Origin of the sequence: Streptomyces sp. NPDC088794 (assembly GCF_044750545.1) — a bacterium.
Taxonomy (GTDB): Bacteria; Actinomycetota; Actinomycetes; order Streptomycetales; family Streptomycetaceae; genus Streptomyces.
On the sequence record NZ_JBIVKB010000018.1, the window covers coordinates 23,091 to 39,814 of the forward strand.

General features: G+C 71.6%; 18 protein-coding genes. 14 read left to right on the forward strand and 4 right to left on the reverse strand.

The genetic code is table 11. The annotated features are described in order from the left end of the window. The first annotated feature begins 115 nt into the window (after positions 1 to 115). The 11 genes from ACIP6U_RS39005 to ACIP6U_RS39055 all read left to right on the forward strand — a co-directional run bounded on the left by ACIP6U_RS39005 (position 116) and on the right by ACIP6U_RS39055 (position 12,000). The gene (locus tag ACIP6U_RS39005) at positions 116 to 2,245 is read left to right on the forward strand and encodes a tetratricopeptide repeat protein (protein WP_401727457.1); all 2,130 of its coding nucleotides are present in this window, start codon (positions 116 to 118) and stop codon (positions 2,243 to 2,245) included. A gap of 145 nt (positions 2,246 to 2,390) precedes the next feature. Continuing rightward, positions 2,391 to 3,506, forward strand: a complete 1,116-nt coding sequence (gene ald, locus ACIP6U_RS39010) for an alanine dehydrogenase (protein ID WP_401727667.1) — start codon at positions 2,391 to 2,393, stop codon at positions 3,504 to 3,506. Positions 3,507 to 3,909: 403 nt separating this feature from the next. Continuing rightward, the gene (locus ACIP6U_RS39015; protein ID WP_401727458.1) at positions 3,910 to 5,097 is read left to right on the forward strand and encodes a ParA family protein; all 1,188 of its coding nucleotides are present in this window, start codon (positions 3,910 to 3,912) and stop codon (positions 5,095 to 5,097) included. Next, a complete protein-coding gene (locus ACIP6U_RS39020) occupies positions 5,082 to 5,642 on the forward strand; it encodes a hypothetical protein (RefSeq protein ID WP_401727459.1) in 561 nt (186 codons plus the stop codon). The genes ACIP6U_RS39015 and ACIP6U_RS39020 overlap by 16 nt, the downstream gene beginning before the upstream one ends. Before the next feature lie 18 nt (positions 5,643 to 5,660). After that, positions 5,661 to 6,704, forward strand: a complete 1,044-nt coding sequence (locus ACIP6U_RS39025; protein ID WP_401727460.1) for a segregation and condensation protein A — start codon at positions 5,661 to 5,663, stop codon at positions 6,702 to 6,704. After that, positions 6,701 to 7,357: an SMC-Scp complex subunit ScpB gene (gene scpB, locus ACIP6U_RS39030; RefSeq protein ID WP_401727461.1), complete on the forward strand. Its 657-nt coding sequence runs from the start codon at positions 6,701 to 6,703 to the stop codon at positions 7,355 to 7,357. The genes ACIP6U_RS39025 and scpB overlap by 4 nt, the downstream gene beginning before the upstream one ends. Further along, a complete protein-coding gene (locus ACIP6U_RS39035; protein WP_401727462.1) occupies positions 7,357 to 8,517 on the forward strand; it encodes a pseudouridine synthase in 1,161 nt (386 codons plus the stop codon). Before scpB ends, ACIP6U_RS39035 begins: the two co-directional genes overlap by 1 nt. Before the next feature lie 202 nt (positions 8,518 to 8,719). Then, entirely contained in the window at positions 8,720 to 9,277 is a 558-nt protein-coding gene (locus tag ACIP6U_RS39040) for a TIGR03086 family metal-binding protein (protein WP_401727463.1), read from the forward strand. A gap of 172 nt (positions 9,278 to 9,449) precedes the next feature. Continuing rightward, positions 9,450 to 10,184: an NUDIX hydrolase gene (locus ACIP6U_RS39045; RefSeq protein ID WP_401727464.1), complete on the forward strand. Its 735-nt coding sequence runs from the start codon at positions 9,450 to 9,452 to the stop codon at positions 10,182 to 10,184. Next, positions 10,181 to 11,203, forward strand: a complete 1,023-nt coding sequence (locus ACIP6U_RS39050) for an ADP-ribosylglycohydrolase family protein (RefSeq protein ID WP_401727465.1) — start codon at positions 10,181 to 10,183, stop codon at positions 11,201 to 11,203. Before ACIP6U_RS39045 ends, ACIP6U_RS39050 begins: the two co-directional genes overlap by 4 nt. Positions 11,204 to 11,250: 47 nt before the next feature. After that, positions 11,251 to 12,000 (forward strand): DNA polymerase beta superfamily protein, encoded by a 750-nt coding sequence (locus tag ACIP6U_RS39055; RefSeq protein WP_401727466.1) that lies wholly within the window; start codon positions 11,251 to 11,253, stop codon positions 11,998 to 12,000. Here ACIP6U_RS39055 and ACIP6U_RS39060 read toward each other — a convergent pair. The 4 genes from ACIP6U_RS39060 to ACIP6U_RS39075 are packed head-to-tail and all read right to left on the reverse strand — an operon-like array spanning position 11,932 to position 14,441. Continuing rightward, the gene (locus ACIP6U_RS39060; RefSeq protein WP_401727467.1) at positions 11,932 to 12,720 is read right to left on the reverse strand and encodes a DNA polymerase beta superfamily protein; all 789 of its coding nucleotides are present in this window, start codon (positions 12,718 to 12,720) and stop codon (positions 11,932 to 11,934) included. The two genes, ACIP6U_RS39055 and ACIP6U_RS39060, sit on opposite strands and share 69 nt — an antisense overlap. 22 nt (positions 12,721 to 12,742) lie before the next feature. Further along, a complete protein-coding gene (locus tag ACIP6U_RS39065) occupies positions 12,743 to 13,153 on the reverse strand; it encodes a Rieske (2Fe-2S) protein (protein ID WP_401727468.1) in 411 nt (136 codons plus the stop codon). Next, positions 13,150 to 13,731, reverse strand: coding sequence for a DUF6529 family protein (locus ACIP6U_RS39070; protein ID WP_401727469.1), 582 nt, complete (start codon positions 13,729 to 13,731; stop codon positions 13,150 to 13,152). Before ACIP6U_RS39070 ends, ACIP6U_RS39065 begins: the two co-directional genes overlap by 4 nt. 41 nt (positions 13,732 to 13,772) lie before the next feature. Continuing rightward, the gene (locus tag ACIP6U_RS39075; protein WP_401727470.1) at positions 13,773 to 14,441 is read right to left on the reverse strand and encodes a hypothetical protein; all 669 of its coding nucleotides are present in this window, start codon (positions 14,439 to 14,441) and stop codon (positions 13,773 to 13,775) included. Between the two features lie 169 nt (positions 14,442 to 14,610). Between ACIP6U_RS39075 and ACIP6U_RS39080 the strand changes: the two genes are divergently transcribed. From ACIP6U_RS39080 to ACIP6U_RS39090, 3 genes are all read left to right on the forward strand, one after another. Further along, a complete protein-coding gene (locus ACIP6U_RS39080) occupies positions 14,611 to 15,042 on the forward strand; it encodes a YidB family protein (RefSeq protein WP_401727471.1) in 432 nt (143 codons plus the stop codon). 136 nt (positions 15,043 to 15,178) lie between these two features. Further along, positions 15,179 to 15,541 (forward strand): chorismate mutase, encoded by a 363-nt coding sequence (gene aroH / locus ACIP6U_RS39085; protein WP_401727472.1) that lies wholly within the window; start codon positions 15,179 to 15,181, stop codon positions 15,539 to 15,541. Continuing rightward, positions 15,538 to 16,623: a prephenate dehydrogenase gene (locus tag ACIP6U_RS39090; protein ID WP_401727473.1), complete on the forward strand. Its 1,086-nt coding sequence runs from the start codon at positions 15,538 to 15,540 to the stop codon at positions 16,621 to 16,623. Before aroH ends, ACIP6U_RS39090 begins: the two co-directional genes overlap by 4 nt. The last annotated feature ends 101 nt before the right edge of the window (positions 16,624 to 16,724 follow it).

Below are 16,724 nucleotides of genomic sequence, written 5' to 3' on the forward strand. Positions count from 1 at the left end.
GGACGTGCCCGCCGCGCTCCGCCCGGAACGTAGCAGAGCGTGAACTAGGCTCTGTTAACGCCCGATACCGGAGTCCCGGCGGGCTTGCGCGTGCGGTGGGACGGGAGCGTGGCCCGTGACGGATCAGGCGGTGGACACAGGCGGCGTCCGGCTGTCCGGGCGCGAACCGGCGGAGCGTCAGTTCCTGGGCCGTACGCGGGAGTTGAAGGAACTCCGCGCCGACATCGAGCGCACCGGCCTGGACACCCTGACCGGTAAGAAGGCGCCCCGCGCGCGCGTTCTGCTGATCGCGGGCCGTCCCGGTTCGGGACGCACGGCGCTCGCCGAGGAGCTCGTACGGCAGGTCGCGGACGGTTACGACGACGGGGTGCTCCGGGCCCGGCTGACCGAGCCCGACGGGACCCCCGTGCCGGTCGAACGCGTGGCTCGCGTGCTGCTCGCCGCCCTGGACCGGCCGGCGCCCGCCGGAGCCGCCGAGGACGACCTCACCGAGGCACTGCGCACCGCCCTGGCCGACCGCCGGGCGCTGCTCCTGCTGGACGACGCGGCCGACGCCGAGCAGGTCGACGCACTGCTCCCGGACACCCCGGACTGCCTGGTCGTCGCCGTCTCGGGCGGCCCGCTCACCGGCATCTCCGACGTCCGCCCCTGCACCCTCGGCGGCCTCGACACCAAGTCCGCCCTGGAGCTGCTCACCCGCTACACCGGCTCGGTCCGCATCACCGTCGACCCGCGCGCCGCCGAGGACCTCGCCGAGGAGTGCCAGGCGCACCCCGAGGCGCTCACCCTGGCCGGCGGCTGGCTCGCCGCCCGCCCCAAGGCGGCCGTCGCCGACTTCGCCAAGCACCTGCGCGCCGAGAACGACGAGGGCACGCCGCTGAGCCGGGTCTTCCGGCTCGTGTACACCTCGCTGCCCACGCCGGCCGCCCGGATACTGCGTCTGCTCGCCCTCGCCCCGGCCGGCCTGGTCGACCCGCACACCGCCTCCGCGCTGGCCGGCTGCTCGGTCAGCGGCGCCCGCACCACCCTGGACGACTTCGTCGCCCTCGGCCTGCTGCGGGCCGTGGAGTCGCCGCTGCCGCAGTACGAGGTCCCCGGCAGCCTGCACCCCCTCCTGAAGGCCCTCACGGAGACCCAGGACCGCCCGGGAGAGCTCCAGCTGGCCCGGGCCCGGATGCTGGAGCGGACGGTACGGCTGCTGCAGTCCTGCCGGGCCATCACCGAGACGGACAACCCCGAGGCGCGCGAGAAGCTCCAGGGCATGCCGCGTTCCCTGCGCTTCCCCAGCCCCCGGGCCGCCGAGGACTGGCTGCGCATCCGCCGGCCCGCCCTGCTGGCCGCGGCCCGGCTCGCCGTCGCCGACGGGGAACTCGACACGCTGGCCCGCCGACTGATGTCCCAGCTGGTCAGGGCGATGGTCGCGCACTTCGGCACCCAGGCGGCCGCGGCCGACCTGTACGGCATCCACCGGCTCGTCCTGGACGTGGCCGAGCGCCGCGGGCTGCCTCGCGAGCGGGCCGCCGCGCTGCTGAACCTCGGCGACCTGGACGCGCAGACCGGGCGGACCGAGGACGCGCTGGCGCGTTACCGGGCCGCGCTGGACGCCGGACGCGAGGCGAACGACCCGTACGCGACGGGCCGCGCGACGGAATCCGTAGGCGGGGCGCATCTGGAGCTCGGGGACTTCGACCGGGCCGCCGACTGGTTCGGCCGGGCGCTGGCCCAGCGGCTCGCCCGGGACGACCGCGCGGAGGCCGCCCGGCTGTACGGCCGCATCGGCGCGGCCCAGACCTACGCGGGCCGCTACGGTGAGGCGCAGCGGTCCTGGCGGGCCGCGGTCGCGGGACACCGCAGGAACGGCGATGTGGGCGCCCACGCACGGGCGTTGAGCGAACTCGCGCGCGTCCAGGAGTACGCGGGGCGGCCCGAGGAGTCGCTGGCGACCTGTCACGAGGCGGTGGAGTGGGCGCGCCGTGCCGACGACGTACGGCTCCAGGCGGCGCTTCAGCTGCGGCTCGCCGACACGCTGGAGCGGCTGGGCGATCCCGCCGCGGCGGGGCTGCACCGGGGGACCGCCGAGCGGCTGCTGGGCGAGGAGGAGGCGCAGGAGGCGGAGTGGGCGGACGGGGAACCGGAGCCCGCCCAGGACGGGCCACGACGGGCCGAAGAGGCGCCGGAGCAGGCCGATCTCCCGAAACAAGACCCTGACGCCTGCGAAATCCGTAGTACATCCGCAGAAGATTGATGCAATGAAAGGCTAGACAGCGGGAACACCTTCATTAAACTGGGTCTGCCGCACCTTCTCCTGCGGTGTACCCCGGTGTGCGCCTTCGTGCCTGGGTATGTCAAGTAATGCACCACATTCCCCTGAGCCAAGGACCGTGATCCACGTGAAGGTCGGCATCCCCCGCGAGGTCAAGAACAACGAGTTCCGGGTGGCCATCACCCCCGCCGGTGTGCACGAGCTGGTGCGCGCCGGCCACCAGGTGGTCATCGAGCGCGGCGCCGGTCTCGGCTCCTCGATCACGGACAGCGAGTACGTCTCCGCCGGCGCCGGCATCCTGGAGACCGCCGACGAGGTCTGGGCCACCGCCGACCTGCTGCTCAAGGTCAAGGAGCCCATCGCCGAGGAGTACCACCGCCTCCGCAAGGACCAGACGCTGTTCACGTACCTGCACCTGGCGGCCTCCAAGGAGTGCACCGACGCGCTCGTCGAGTCCGGCACCACGGCGATCGCCTACGAGACCGTCGAGCTGCCGAGCCGCGCGCTCCCGCTGCTCGCCCCGATGTCCGAGGTCGCGGGCCGCCTCGCCCCGCAGGTCGGCGCCTACCACCTGATGCGCTCGGTCGGCGGCCGCGGTGTGCTCCCCGGCGGTGTCCCCGGCACGCAGCCCGCGCGGGCCGTCGTCATCGGCGGCGGGGTCTCCGGCTGGAACGCGACGCAGATCGCCGTCGGCATGGGCTTCCACGTCACCCTGCTCGACCGCGACATCAACAAGCTGCGCGAGGCCGACAAGGTCTTCGGCACCAAGGTCCGGGCGATCATGTCCAACTCCTTCGAGCTGGAGAAGGCCGTCCTGGACGCCGACCTCGTCATCGGCGCGGTCCTCATCCCGGGCGCCAAGGCGCCGAAGCTGGTCACCAACGAACTGGTGTCGCGGATGAAGCCCGGAAGTGTCCTTGTCGACATCGCGATCGACCAGGGCGGCTGCTTCGAGGACTCCCGTCCGACCACGCACGCCGAGCCGACCTTCATGGTGCACAACTCGGTCTTCTACTGCGTCGCCAACATGCCGGGCGCGGTGCCCAACACCTCGACCTACGCGCTGACCAACGCGACGCTGCCCTACATCGTCGAACTCGCCAACCACGGCTGGGTGGAGGCGCTGCGCCGCGATCCCGCGCTGGCCAAGGGCCTCAACACCCATGACGGCAAGGTCGTTTACAAGGAGGTCGCCGAGGCGCACGGCCTGGAGCACGTGGAGCTCGACGCGCTGCTCGGCTGAGCCCCAAGTCGACATGAACGGCGACCTGATGGCGGCTTCCGACCAGCTCAGAGGCTAAGTCACCTTTTCGTAAAGGCGATACGTCAACAAGGCGCGTCAACGACGTACACACGGCCGGACCTTGCACCACAAGGTCCGGCCGGATGTGTGTATGGTCACTTTGCGACTCTCGGTCAACTCGCGTCGAACGTAACCCTTGAACCGATTCGTGCACCGGTGAAACCTGCCGTGCGACGCCCGTACGCCCTTGACAGAGGGATGTTTCATTGCCGACACATCCTGCCGGGTCCGGCGGATTGTGTTGCTGCGAACGCCCGACACGCCATAGAGTCGCCAACCGTCGGCATGGTGCCACGCTGACCTGTCTAGAAGTTTCCTGGTCACCAAGGAGGTAAGACGACTTGTGAATGAGTCGACATTTTCTCCCGGGGGTGGTCAACCAGGAACGCCTGTACGGGGCCAGGGTCCCGCGGGGTTCGAGGCTGTCGGCTCCGTTGCTGTGCGCACCTTCGCAGCCCAGAGGAGTCATCAGGTGTCTCAGATGTCCGGGATGACTCAGCCAGCACACCAGAGCATGGATGGCCATCACGTGAACGCCATGGCCGGCGACGGAAGTGGCGCGCCCCACAACCACTTCGCCGACTACGACGAACTGCCCGAGGGGCATTTCTACGACCCCGACGCGGAGTACGAGCCCGACCCCGAGTACGCGGCCACGCTCGCGCCCGACGCCGCCCGCCAGCGCCGCGAGCGCGTGGGCCCGACCGGACGCCCGCTGCCGTACTTCCCGATCCCGGGCCCGCTGACCGATCACGGCCCCGCGAAGATCATCGCGATGTGCAACCAGAAGGGCGGCGTCGGCAAGACCACGTCGACCATCAACCTGGGTGCCGCGCTCGCGGAGTACGGACGGCGCGTGCTGCTCGTGGACTTCGACCCGCAGGGCGCGCTGTCGGTGGGTCTCGGGGTCAACCCGATGGAGCTCGACCTCACCGTCTACAACCTGCTCATGGAGCGGGGCATGGCGGCCGACGAGGTGCTCCTGAAGACCGCGGTCCCGAACATGGACCTGCTGCCGAGCAATATCGACTTGTCGGCGGCGGAGGTCCAACTGGTCTCCGAGGTCGCGCGCGAGTCGACATTGCAACGGGCCCTGAAGCCCCTGATGGCCGACTACGACTACATCGTGATCGACTGTCAGCCCTCGCTCGGTCTGCTCACGGTCAACGCTCTGACGGCCGCGCACAAGGTGATAGTGCCTCTGGAGTGCGAGTTCTTCGCTCTTCGCGGTGTCGCACTGCTGACGGAGACGATCGAGAAGGTCCAGGAGCGACTCAACCCGGAGCTGGAGCTCGACGGGATCCTCGCCACCATGTACGACTCGCGCACGGTGCACAGCCGTGAGGTGCTCGCGCGTGTCGTCGAGGCGTTCGACGACCACGTCTACCACACGGTCATCGGGCGCACGGTCCGCTTCCCGGAGACCACGGTCGCCGGTGAGCCGATCACCACGTACGCCTCCAACTCCGTCGGTGCCGCCGCCTATCGCCAGCTCGCCAGGGAGGTGCTCGCCCGGTGTCACGCCGAGTGAGTCTGCCGGGGGCCGACGAACTCTTCCGTACGACAGGGGGAATGGCGCTCCAGCCGTCCACTCCGCGGCGGGGGGCCAACGGCGAAGCCCGTGTGCCCGCGCCCGCGGGGGAGAGCGACGGGGTCGCGGCCGGTGAGGACGCGCCGCAGTCGGTGCCCGTACAGGGCGGCGACGGCGAGGGCGCCGAGCATGTGGCCGCCGAGTCGGAGGCCGACGACGGCGAGTCCCGCAGTCGCGGGGCGGCCGGCTCCGGGCGACGTCAGGGGGCGCAGGAAGGTTCTGCCGCCGAGGCGTCCGGGCGCAAGCGGGGGCGGAGTCCTTCGCGTCGGCCCAGCGGGCGGGAACGGCACGACGAGAAGATCACGGTGTACGTGTCCGCCGAGGAGCTCATGGATCTGGAGCACGCGCGTCTGGTGCTCCGGGGTGAGCACGGGCTCGCGGTCGACCGCGGGCGGATCGTACGCGAGGCTGTCGCCGTGGTGCTGGCCGATCTGGAGTCCCGTGGGGACGCGAGCATTCTCGTACGGCGATTGCGTGGGCGGTAGGCGGTAACGTGCGGGGCGATGACCTCGAACGACGTTCCCACGACCGCCGCTGCCTCCGGCGGTCGTCGGCGTGCGCTCGGGCGGGGCCCCGGATCCGAGGCCGAGCCTCCGGCGGCGCAGGCTGAGCACAGCGGTGGCGGCGAACCCGAGATCGGACAATCGGCTCCCGAACCGCCGGAGATCGTCCCCGAAGCCGCCGAGGACGTCACCGGACCCTCCGAGGACGTCGCCGAAGCCGATGACGGCGTCTTCAAGGTTCGGTTGGCCAACTTCGAGGGGCCCTTCGATCTGCTGCTCCAGTTGATCTCGAAGCACAAGATGGACGTCACCGAAGTGGCGCTGTCCAAGGTCACCGACGAGTTCATGGCGCACATCAGGGCGATGGGGCCGGACTGGGACCTCGACCAGACGACCGAGTTCCTGGTCGTCGCCGCCACGCTGCTGGACCTCAAGGCCGCGCGGCTGTTGCCCTCCGCCGAGGTCGAGGACGAGGCCGATCTGGCGCTGCTGGAGGCCCGGGACCTGCTCTTCGCGCGGCTGCTCCAGTACCGCGCGTACAAGCAGATCGCCGATATCTTCAACCGGCGGCTCGAAGAGGAAGCGCGCCGCTATCCCCGTACCGTCGGGCTCGAACCGCACCATGCCGAGCTGCTGCCCGAGGTGGTCATCAGCATCGGGCCCGAGGGGTTCGCGAAGCTCGCCGTGAAGGCGATGCAGCCCAGGCCCAAGCCGCAGGTGTACGTCGATCACATCCACGCGCCGCTGGTCAGCGTGCAGGAGCAGGCCGGGATCGTGGTCGCGCGGCTGCGGGAACTCGGCGAGGCCAGCTTCCGCACGCTCGTCGAGGACACCGACGACACCCTGACCGTCGTGGCCAGATTCCTGGCCCTGCTTGAGCTGTACCGGGAGAAGGCCGTCGCGCTCGATCAGGAGATCGCGCTCGGGGATCTGATCGTGCGGTGGACCGGTGGGGAGGGCGGGAGCGAGCCCGTGGTCACCGACGAGTTCGACCGGCCGCCCGAGGTGCCCAAGGACGAGCCCGCCAAGGAGGAGAAGGCGTGAGTGAGGAGACCATCGATCCGGCGGCGGCCCCGCGCACTGTCGCCGACCTCGATCTCAAGCCCGCCCTGGAGGCCGTCCTCATGGTCGTGGACGAACCCGCGACCGAGGAGCACCTCGCGAAGATACTGCAGCGGCCCAAGCGGCGGATCCGTGACGCCCTGCGGGAGCTGGCCGACGAGTACACCGTGCAGGGGCGCGGTTTCGAGCTGCGGCTGATCGCCGGCGGATGGCGGTTCTACTCCCGGCCCGAGTTCGCTCAGGCCGTCGAGGGCTTCGTCCTGGACGGGCAGCAGGCCCGGCTCACCCAGGCGGCCCTGGAGACCCTCGCGGTCGTCGCGTACCGCCAGCCGGTCAGCCGCAGCAGGGTCTCGGCGGTCCGCGGAGTCAACTGCGACGGTGTGATGCGCACCCTCCTCCAGCGGGGTCTGGTCGAGGAGGCGGGCACGGAACCCGAAACAGGTGCGATCCTGTACACGACGACGAACTACTTTCTGGAGCGGATGGGCCTGCGCGGCCTGGACGAGCTCCCGGAGCTCGCGCCCTTCCTCCCTGAGGCCGAGGCGATCGAGGCGGAGACGCTGGAAGGGGTCCCGTCGTTCGATCCGGATGCACCGGATGCAGATGCAGACGACACGACGACGACGGAACTTTGATGCGAAGCAGTGGCAGTGGCAGTGGCGGCGGTAGTGGCAGGAGCGGCGGGCGTGGCAACCCCCGCGGGACCGGTGGGGGCGGCAATCCCCGCGGTTCCGGCGGCGGTGGCGGCTCCCGGGGTTCCGGTGGAGGCGGCTCCCAGCCCAGGGGCGCGGGCGGGCGCGACGACAAGCCGAAGCGTCCCGGCAAGCCGCGTCCCGAGGAGCGCCGCTACGACGTAGGGCCCGGGGCTTCCCACGAGGGTCCGAAGTCCGGGCGCGGCGCCTCCGCGCGCGGTGGTGCCAAGGGCGGCCCCAAGCAGGGCCAGGGCACCGGACGCGGGCGCTCGGTGCCCGCGACCTCGCGTGAGTACGACGCGCGGGCCGAGGAGCGCAACCGGGAGCGGTACGCGGGCAAGAAGGACGTGAGGCCGCCCAAGACCTTCCCGGGCGCCGAGCAGGAGGGCGAGCGGCTGCAGAAGGTCCTCGCCCGCGCGGGCTACGGCTCCCGGCGCGCCTGCGAGGAGCTGATCGAGCAGTCCCGTGTCGAGGTCAACGGCGAGATCGTCGTCGAGCAGGGCAAGCGGGTCGACCCGGAGCACGACGAGGTCAAGGTCGACGGGCTGACCGTCGCCACGCAGTCGTACCAGTTCTTCTCGCTGAACAAGCCGGCCGGGGTCGTCTCCACCATGGAGGACCCCGAGGGTCGCCAGTCCCTCGGCGACTACGTCACCAACCGCGAGACCCGGCTCTTCCACGTCGGGCGGCTCGACACCGAGACCGAGGGCGTGATCCTGCTCACCAACCACGGCGAGCTGGCGCACCGGCTGACCCACCCCAAGTACGGCGTGAAGAAGACCTACCTCGCCGCCATCGTGGGCCCGATCCCGCGCGACCTGGGCAAGCAGCTCAAGGACGGCATCCAGCTGGAGGACGGGTACGCGCGTGCGGACCACTTCCGGGTGGTCGAGCAGACCGGCAAGAACTACCTGGTCGAGGTCACCCTGCACGAGGGCCGCAAGCACATCGTGCGCCGCATGCTCGCGGAGGCCGGTTTCCCGGTCGAGCGGCTGGTGCGCACGTCCTTCGGGCCGATCACGCTGGGCGACCAGAAGTCGGGCTGGCTGCGGCGGCTGTCCAACACGGAGGTCGGGATGCTGATGCAGGAAGTCGATCTCTAGAACGACCTCGGTTGCTCTTTCGGCCGGTCCCGGATTTTCTCCGGGGCCGGCCGATGTGTTTTCGCCCTGTCGGCGGTCTGTATGGCTGACGGCCGAGACGAGGAGCGGGTATGGACACGAAGACGGAGCCTGAGAGGCTCCCAGGGGCCGCTGTGGCCGATGCGGGGGCCTTCGGGCGTCCCGGGTGCCCCGAGGGGCTGTCGTGAACTCCGGGGAGCTGCTGGAGCGTTCGCTCGCCTACGCGCTGGGGAGCGTGGCGGGGGTCGCGCCCGGGAGCCTGGGGCGAGGTACGCCGTGCGGGGAGTGGGACCTGGGTGAGCTGCTCGGGCATCTCGACGACGCGCTGGAGGCGCTGCACGAGGGGCTCACCGGCGGGCGGATCGGGCTGTTTCCCGGAGCGCCGGGGGCGGATCCGGCGTGCGCGTTCCGTACGCGTGCGTGCGCGGTGCTGGGCGCGTGGGCGGCGGGGCCGTCGGGGGAGTCGGTCCTGGTGGGCGAACGGCCCCTGGACGTACGGGTGATGGGGGCCGTGGGCGCCGTGGAGATCGCCGTGCACGGCTGGGACGTGGCGCAGGCGTGCGGGCGGCCACGGCCCATCCCGGTCCCGCTGGCGGCCGAACTGCTGCCCGTGGCGCGGTCCGTGGTCGCGCGGGAGGACCGGGGAGCGCGGTTCGGCGCGCCGGTCGCCGTGCCGGCCCGGGCGGGGCTCGACGTCCGGCTGCTGGCGTTCCTCGGGCGGCGCGAAGTCCGTACGGGGTGAGGGCGGGTGTCGGTCCGGGGCGCGGGGGTAGAGGGGCGGTGACGGCGTTCGCGCAGCCGCGGCTCAGGAGGCCTTCGGCGCCCGGGAGTTGTGACACAGGGCGGTGACCGAGGGCTTGTGGAAGAACGCTCGCGCTCTTTATAGTCGTACTGACCATTAAGGGGCGGGGTGGATGGGCCACAAGCAGCCGCACGGCTACGACAAGTACGCCCACGAGCCTTTCGCCGTCACCGTCGACCTCGCCGTCCTCACCATCCGCTCCGGCGCCCTGCACGTCCTGCTCGTCGAGCGCGGCCAGGAGCCCTACGCCGGTCACTGGGCGCTGCCCGGCGGCTTCGTGGAGCCGAGCGAGTCGGCCGAGACGGCCGCGCGGCGCGAACTCGCCGAGGAGACCGGGCTCGCCGACGTCACCGGGCTGCACCTGGAGCAGCTGCGGACCTACAGCGAGCCCGACCGCGACCCCCGTATGCGGGTGGTGTCCGTCGCCTTCACCGCGCTGCTGCCCGACGCGCCCGAGCCGAAAGCGGGCAGCGACGCGGCACGGGCCGACTGGCTGGCGTACGACAAGTCCTGGCCGCTCGCCTTCGATCACGACCGGATTCTGGCCGACGCCCACGAACACGTCGGCACGCAGCTGGAGTTCACCTGCCTGGCCACCGCCTTCTGCCCGGCCGAGTTCACGCTCGGCGAGCTCCGGCACGTCTACGAGACGGTGTGGGGCACCGCCCTCGACCGGCCCAACTTCCGCCGCAAGGTGCTCGCCACGCCCGGCTTCGTCGAACCGGTGCCGGGCGCCGCGCGCCTGACCGGCGGGCGTGGCAAGCCGGCCGCGCTGTACCGCGCGGGCACCGCGACCACCCTCCAGCCGCCTCTGCTCCGGCCGAACCCGGAAGGACGTTCCGCATGACCAGCACCATCGTCGACAAACGCGCAGCCACAGGGGCTTTGATCGGCCTCGCCCTCGGGGACGCCCTCGGATTCCCGACCGAGTTCAACGACATCCCCTCGATCCTCGCCAAGTTCGGGCCCTGGCGGCAGCTGCCGCTGATCAAGCCCGCGATCGTCTCCGACGACACGCAGATGACCCTGGCGGTGGCCCGGGGAATGCGCACCGCCATGGACCGCGGGGCGCTCGGCCCCGAGGACATGGCCGTGACCGTGCGGCAGGAGTTCATCGCCTGGAACCGGTCCCCGGACAACAACCGCGCCCCGGGCAACACCTGCCTGCGGGCCTGCGAGTTGCTGGAGAACCCCGACCTGCCCTGGCAGGACGCCAGCCAGCTGGGCTCCAAGGGCTGCGGTGCCAACATGCGCGTGGCGCCCGTCGGGCTCGCCCCCGGGCTGAGCGACGAACAGCGCGCGGGCGCCGCCCAGTTGCAGGCCGCCCTCACCCACGGCCACCCCACGGCGCTCGCCGCCTCCGACCTCACCGGCCGTGCCGTGCACCTGCTCGCGCAGGGCACCGAGCCGGCCGCACTCCTGGAGCAACTGCGGTCGTACGCCGAGGAGAACCGCGGCCACTACCACCAGTCCTGGCTCGGCGACCTGTGGACGCGCAGCCAGGATGCCGGGCCCGAGGAGTTCATCGCCCGCGGCTGGCGCGAGTGCCTGGCGATCCTGGACCGGCTCGAGGACGCCGTGCGCACCTTCGATCCGGAGGCCGACCCGTGTCTGGCCACCGGGGCGGGCTGGATCGCCGAAGAGGCCCTGGCGACCGGCCTGTTGTGCTTCCTCGGCTTCCCCGACGAGCCGGTCACGGCCATCCGGCGGGCCGCCTACAGCTCCGGCGACTCCGACTCGATCGCCTGCCTGGCCGGAGCCTTCGCGGGCGCGCACCGCGGCAGCGAGGCCTGGCCGACCGAGTGGGCCGACCGCATCGAGTACCAGAGCGACCTGATGACCCTCGGGGCCCTCTGGGACTCCTGACCCGCCCTTCTGGGACTCCTGATCCGGCCTTCTGTGATTCTTGAGACATGATCGACACCCTGGACATCGACCTCGGACCGGTGGTCGCCGAACAGCCCGACCCCGTGCTGTTCGCGACCGTCTCCGGCGCCCATCTCTACGGCTTCCCGTCCCGCGACTCCGACGTGGACCTGCGAGGCGTCCACCTGCTGCCCACCGCCGCACTGGTGGGCCTGCGCGAGCCCGAGGAGACCCGCTCCCGAATGTGGGACCGGGACGGAGTCGAGATGGACCTGGTCACCCACGACCTGCGCAAGTTCGTACGGCTGATGCTGCGGCGCAACGGCTATGTGCTGGAGCAGCTGCTCTCGCCCCTCGTCGTGCACACCACCGACGCGCACCGCGAACTGGTCGCGCTCGCCCCCGATGTCCTCACCGGCCATCACGCCCACCACTACCGGGGGTTCGCGGTGACCCAGTGGCGGCTGTTCGAGAAGACCGGCGAACTCAAGCCGCTGCTCTACACCTTCCGCGCCCTGCTGACCGGCGTGCACCTCATGCGCAGCGGCGAGGTGCAGGCCCATCTGCCCACGCTGCTCGGCGAGGTGGACGCGCCCGCCTATCTGCCGGAGCTGATCGCGACGAAGGCGGAGCGGGAGCACGGGGACGCCGACGTCGACCACGCGCGCGTGCGGGCCGACGTGGAGCGGCTGCACGGCGTGCTCGACCAGGCCCAGGAGGCGTCCGCGCTACCCGACGCGCCCGTCGCCCACGACGCCCTGCACGACTTCGTCGTACGGGTCCGGCTGGCGGGCTGAGGCGCGGCGCACACGGATCAGGAAGGCCTCGACGCGGGCCCGGTCCGGCTCCTCGGGGAGCGGGCTGCCGCGCAGGGCCTCGTCGGCCTCGGCCGCCAGGTGGTTCATCCGCGCCTCGACCTCGGGCCAGGAGACCTCACCGCGCTTGACCGCGAGCAACGGCTCGCGTCCGTCGCCCACGTCGAGCGTGAGGGCGCCCGTGCGCAGCAGGTCGCGGGCGCTCACCAGGAGGCGCAGAAGGTGCATCGCGTGCTTCCAGCGCGGGGCGCCGTGCGTACGGACGTCGCCCTCCAGCTTCTTGCGCTGGCCGAGCGCGTAGCGCGTGAACGTCCCGTGGACCTGGCGGGAGAGGAACGCCTCGCGCAGGGCGAGGAGTTCACGGCCCGTGTCGTCGACGTACTCGACGAGCGGGGAGTGCAGGCACTCCAGGATGTTCGGATTCGCGCGCAGGGCCAGCTCGCAGAAGCGCTCCAGCTCCCAGCTGAACTGCTCGGGCGCCGGGCCCTCGACATGGGTCGGCGGCTTCTCGAAGCGCCAGAACTGGGGGGTGGGGGCGAGGAAGACGCCCCGGCGGTCGGTGTCGCTGCCCTCCGTCGCCAGACCGAAGGCCCGCGACCCCATCACGCACGCGTAGACGGTGTGGTCGCGGACCAGGGCCTCGGGGGACGGGGCGGGGGCGGGTGACAGGCCGGGTGGCAGGTCGGGTGACGTGCTGGTCATGGACGGGACAGTACGGGGACCGTCACGCCAGGGTGATCGAATTTCCCTCCACCTTGATCTGCTCCGCGGGCAGCGGCGACGGCGCCGGACCCCCTGCCACCGAACCGTCCGCGATCTTGAACTTGCTGCCGTGGCAAGGGCAGTCGATGGTCCCGTCGGCGACCTTGGTCACCGTGCAGCCCTGGTGCGTGCAGATCGCCGAGAAGGCCTTGAACTCGTCCTTCGTGGGCTGGGTGACCACGACCTTCTCGTCCTTGAAGATCTTGCCGCCGCCGACCGGGATGTCGGTCGTCTTCGCCAGCTCCTGACCGCTGGAGGCCTTCACGTCGGAGGAGCCGGAGTCACCTTCGTCGCCGTACTTGCTGCACCCCACGGCGAGCGCCGAGGCGCCCGTCGCGAGGAGGACCGTGCGGCGCGTCGAGCGGTGGGTCATGTCGTCACTCCGAAAGTGCGGAAGAACCAGAGGGCGGACGTCAGCCAGAGGACGGTCAGCGCGGTGAAGACCAGCCCGCCGACGAGCGGCAGCAGCCAGCCGGGCAGCCGCTCCGAGCGAAGCAGCAGCATCTTGGCACTGAACGCACCGAAGAAGAAGCAACCCAGGACGGAGTGCCACAGAACACGCGGTTCGTACGTCTGATAGCCGAGCGCGTACAGGCAGTGCACGGCGACCGGGACCGCCACGAGGAACGCGATCCGGCCCGACCAGCGGTGCAGGGTGGCCGACCAGCTCGGGCCCGGCAGCTTGCCGTACACCATGAACGCGGAGACCAGCTGGACGAGCGCGAAGAAGAACGCGGTCGTCGCGAGCCACGACTTCACCGCGGCGGTGCTGCTGAACCCGGCGAGGTTGAAGGCGGTCCCGGCCGGGTCGTGGACCTTGCCGTACGCCCCGAGGCCGACCGCCACGGCGGCGGCGACCAGGGCGGGGATCAGATAGCGGGCGGCGCCGGAGGCACGGCGGGGCGGTTCCGGCTGGAAAAACTGCGTGGCGGCGTTCGGGTCGACGGTCATGGTCGGCTCCCTGGGCGGACGATGGTGTCGCGGACGGAGTGTCAGGGGATGACGGGGAGTGCCGTGAGCTGCTGTCCGTCGACCGTCACCGCACCCGTCTCCGGGTCGATGGCGGGCGCGGCCGAGGGGTCCTCGTCGCGCGTGACGATGCCGACCTGGCGGCCGCCCGGCAGGACGATCCAGCCGCCGTCGACCTTGGCGCCGCGCACCGTGGCGGTCGCCCGGTACAGACCGCCCGGCTTCTTGGCCTTGTCCGCGGTGAAGGCGTAGTGCCCGCCGCCGACGTCGACCGTGCCGCGGATCCGCTTGCCCTCCTTGAGCGTGCCGGTCAGCGCGTCGCCGTTCTTCCCGGTCAGCCGCATGCTCCCGTCGTCCTTGACGTCGCCCTTCAGCCACGACTCCTTGGTGCGGCCGTCGCAGAAGTACGCGACCGCCTTGCCGTCGTGCACCGCCACGGCGACGGCGGACGAGTCGTCGTCGGTACGGCCGGCGTAGTCGGCGTTCGGCACGGGCACCCGGGTCCGGGTCGGCGAGGGGCTCGGCGACTGCGCGGGCTTGCTGGGCGACGACGACGGCGACGCCGAGGCTGCGGGCGTCTCCTTCTTCGTGGACGAGACGTTCTTCGTCCCCGTCGTCGCGTTGAGCGACAGCATGAACACAGCGAGCAGGAGTCCCGCGAGCATGGTCAGCAGCGGTCCTGGACGTTTCATCGAAGCCCTCCCCCGAGGCGAGTTTCCTGCCATCAGAGCGGACCGGCGGCCCCGGCGTAAAGAGGCGCACGGGGGCGTCTCTCGCCAAGTAGCGGAATTGGGTCAATTCGGTGACATTGAGCAGAGTTCGAGGCCGGTCCCGAACAGCGCCCGGCCCCTCGCGAAAGGCGTGATCATGGCGGGTAACGATCTCGGCGGTCTGCTGGGCGGTCTCCTCGGCGGCGGCCAGGGCAGCGGCGGCTCCGCCGGCTCCGGCGCGGGCATCCTCGGGGCGCTCCTGTCGGCCCTCGGCGGCGCCCAGGGCGGCGGCAGCGGCTCCAATCCGCTGGGCGGGCTCCTGGACATGCTCACGAAGTCCGGGCTCGCCCAGCAGAAGGACTCCTGGGTCGGCACCGGCACCAACGAGTCCGTGACCGGCGCCCAGATCCAGCAGGCCCTGCCCGGCGAGACCCTCGACCAGGTCGCCCGCCAGTCCGGCGTCACCCGGGACCAGGCCGCCGACCAGCTGGCCCAGGTACTGCCGACGGCCGTCGACAAGCTGACCCCGAACGGGCAGGTGCCCGCCTCCCTGGAGGACCTGGTGAAGCAGCAGCGGCTGTGACGCGGTGAGCGCACGGCGCCCGTCTCGGCGTGCGGGCCCCGAGCCCGTCTCAGCGGGCGGGCGCCGCGCACCGGTGTCGGTGGGGCTGACTACGCTGGACGAGGGAAGAGTCGAGCCGTTAGCAAGGAGCTGAGCCGTGGCGGTACGAGCGGTCCGGGGCGCCGTCCAACTGGAGCGGGACGAGGCCGGGCACATGGACGAGCAGGTCGGCGCCCTGCTCACCGCCGTCCTGGAGCGCAACGGCCTGAGCGCCGAGGACCTGATAAGCATCTGGTTCACGGCCACGCCCGACCTGCACAGCGACTTCCCGGCCGCCGCCGCCCGCAAGCTCGGCATCACCGACGTACCGCTGATCTGCGCCCAGGAACTCAACATCCAGGGCGCCATGCCCCGCGTGGTCCGGATCCTGGCGCACATCGAGTCCGACCGGGCCCGTGCCGACATCGCGCACGTCTACCTCGGCGCCGCGGCCGCCCTGCGCAAGGACATCGCCCAGTGAGAACCGCACTCGTCATCGGCACCGGCCTCATCGGTACGTCCGCCGCGCTCGCCCTGTCCCAGCGGGGTGTCGTCGTCCACCTCGCCGACCACGACCCCGAGCAGGCCCGCACGGCCGCCGCGCTGGGCGCCGGCACCGACCAGGCACCTGAGCGTCCCGTCGACCTCGCGATCGTCGCCGCCCCGCCGGCCCATGTCGCCACCGTGCTGGCCGACGCCATGCGCCGGGGCGTGGCCCGCGGTTACATCGACGTCGCCAGCGTCAAGGGCGGCCCGCGCCGCGAGCTGGAGGCGCTGGGCCTGGACCTCTCGGCGTACATCGGCACGCACCCCATGTCCGGCCGGGAGAAGTCGGGCCCGCTGGCCGCGACCGGCGATCTCTTCGAGGGCCGCCCCTGGGTGCTGACCCCGACCCGGGACACCGACACCGAGGTGCTGAACCTCGCGCTGGAACTGGTCTCGCACTGCCGTGCCGTACCGGTCGTCATGGACGCCGACGCCCACGACCGCGCCGTCGCGCTCGTCTCCCACATGCCCCACCTGGTGTCCAGCATGGTCGCCGCGCGGCTGGAGAACGCCGAGGAGGCGGCCGTACGGCTGTGCGGGCAGGGCATCCGGGACGTGACGCGGATCGCCGCCTCCGACCCCGCGATGTGGATCGACATCCTCTCCGCGAACCCCGGGCCTGTCGCCGACCTGCTCACCGACGTGGCCGGCGACCTGGAGGAGACGGTGCAGGCCCTGCGCGCCCTGCAGTCCGCCGACGAGGCCAAGCGCGTCGAGGGCACCTCCGGCATCCAGGACGTCCTGCGGCGCGGCAACGCGGGTCAGGTCCGGGTCCCCGGCAAGCACGGTACGGCGCCGCGGTCCTACGAGGTCGTGGCCGTCCTCATCGACGACCAGCCAGGTCAGCTCGCCCGCATCTTCGCGGACGCCGGACGGGCCGGGGTCAACATCGAGGACGTACGCATCGAGCACGCGACCGGGCAGCAGGCGGGTCTGGTGCAGCTGATGGTGGAGCCGCAGGCGGCGCCGGTCCTCACCGCGTCGCTGCGGGAGCGGGGCTGGGCGATCCGGCAGTGACCCCCCCGGACCGGGCAGTGACCCCGGACCGGTTGGTGCCCCATGACCCGGCAGGGACCGCGCCGATCGTTCGCCCCTGAGAGGCCGATCGGCCGCCTGTA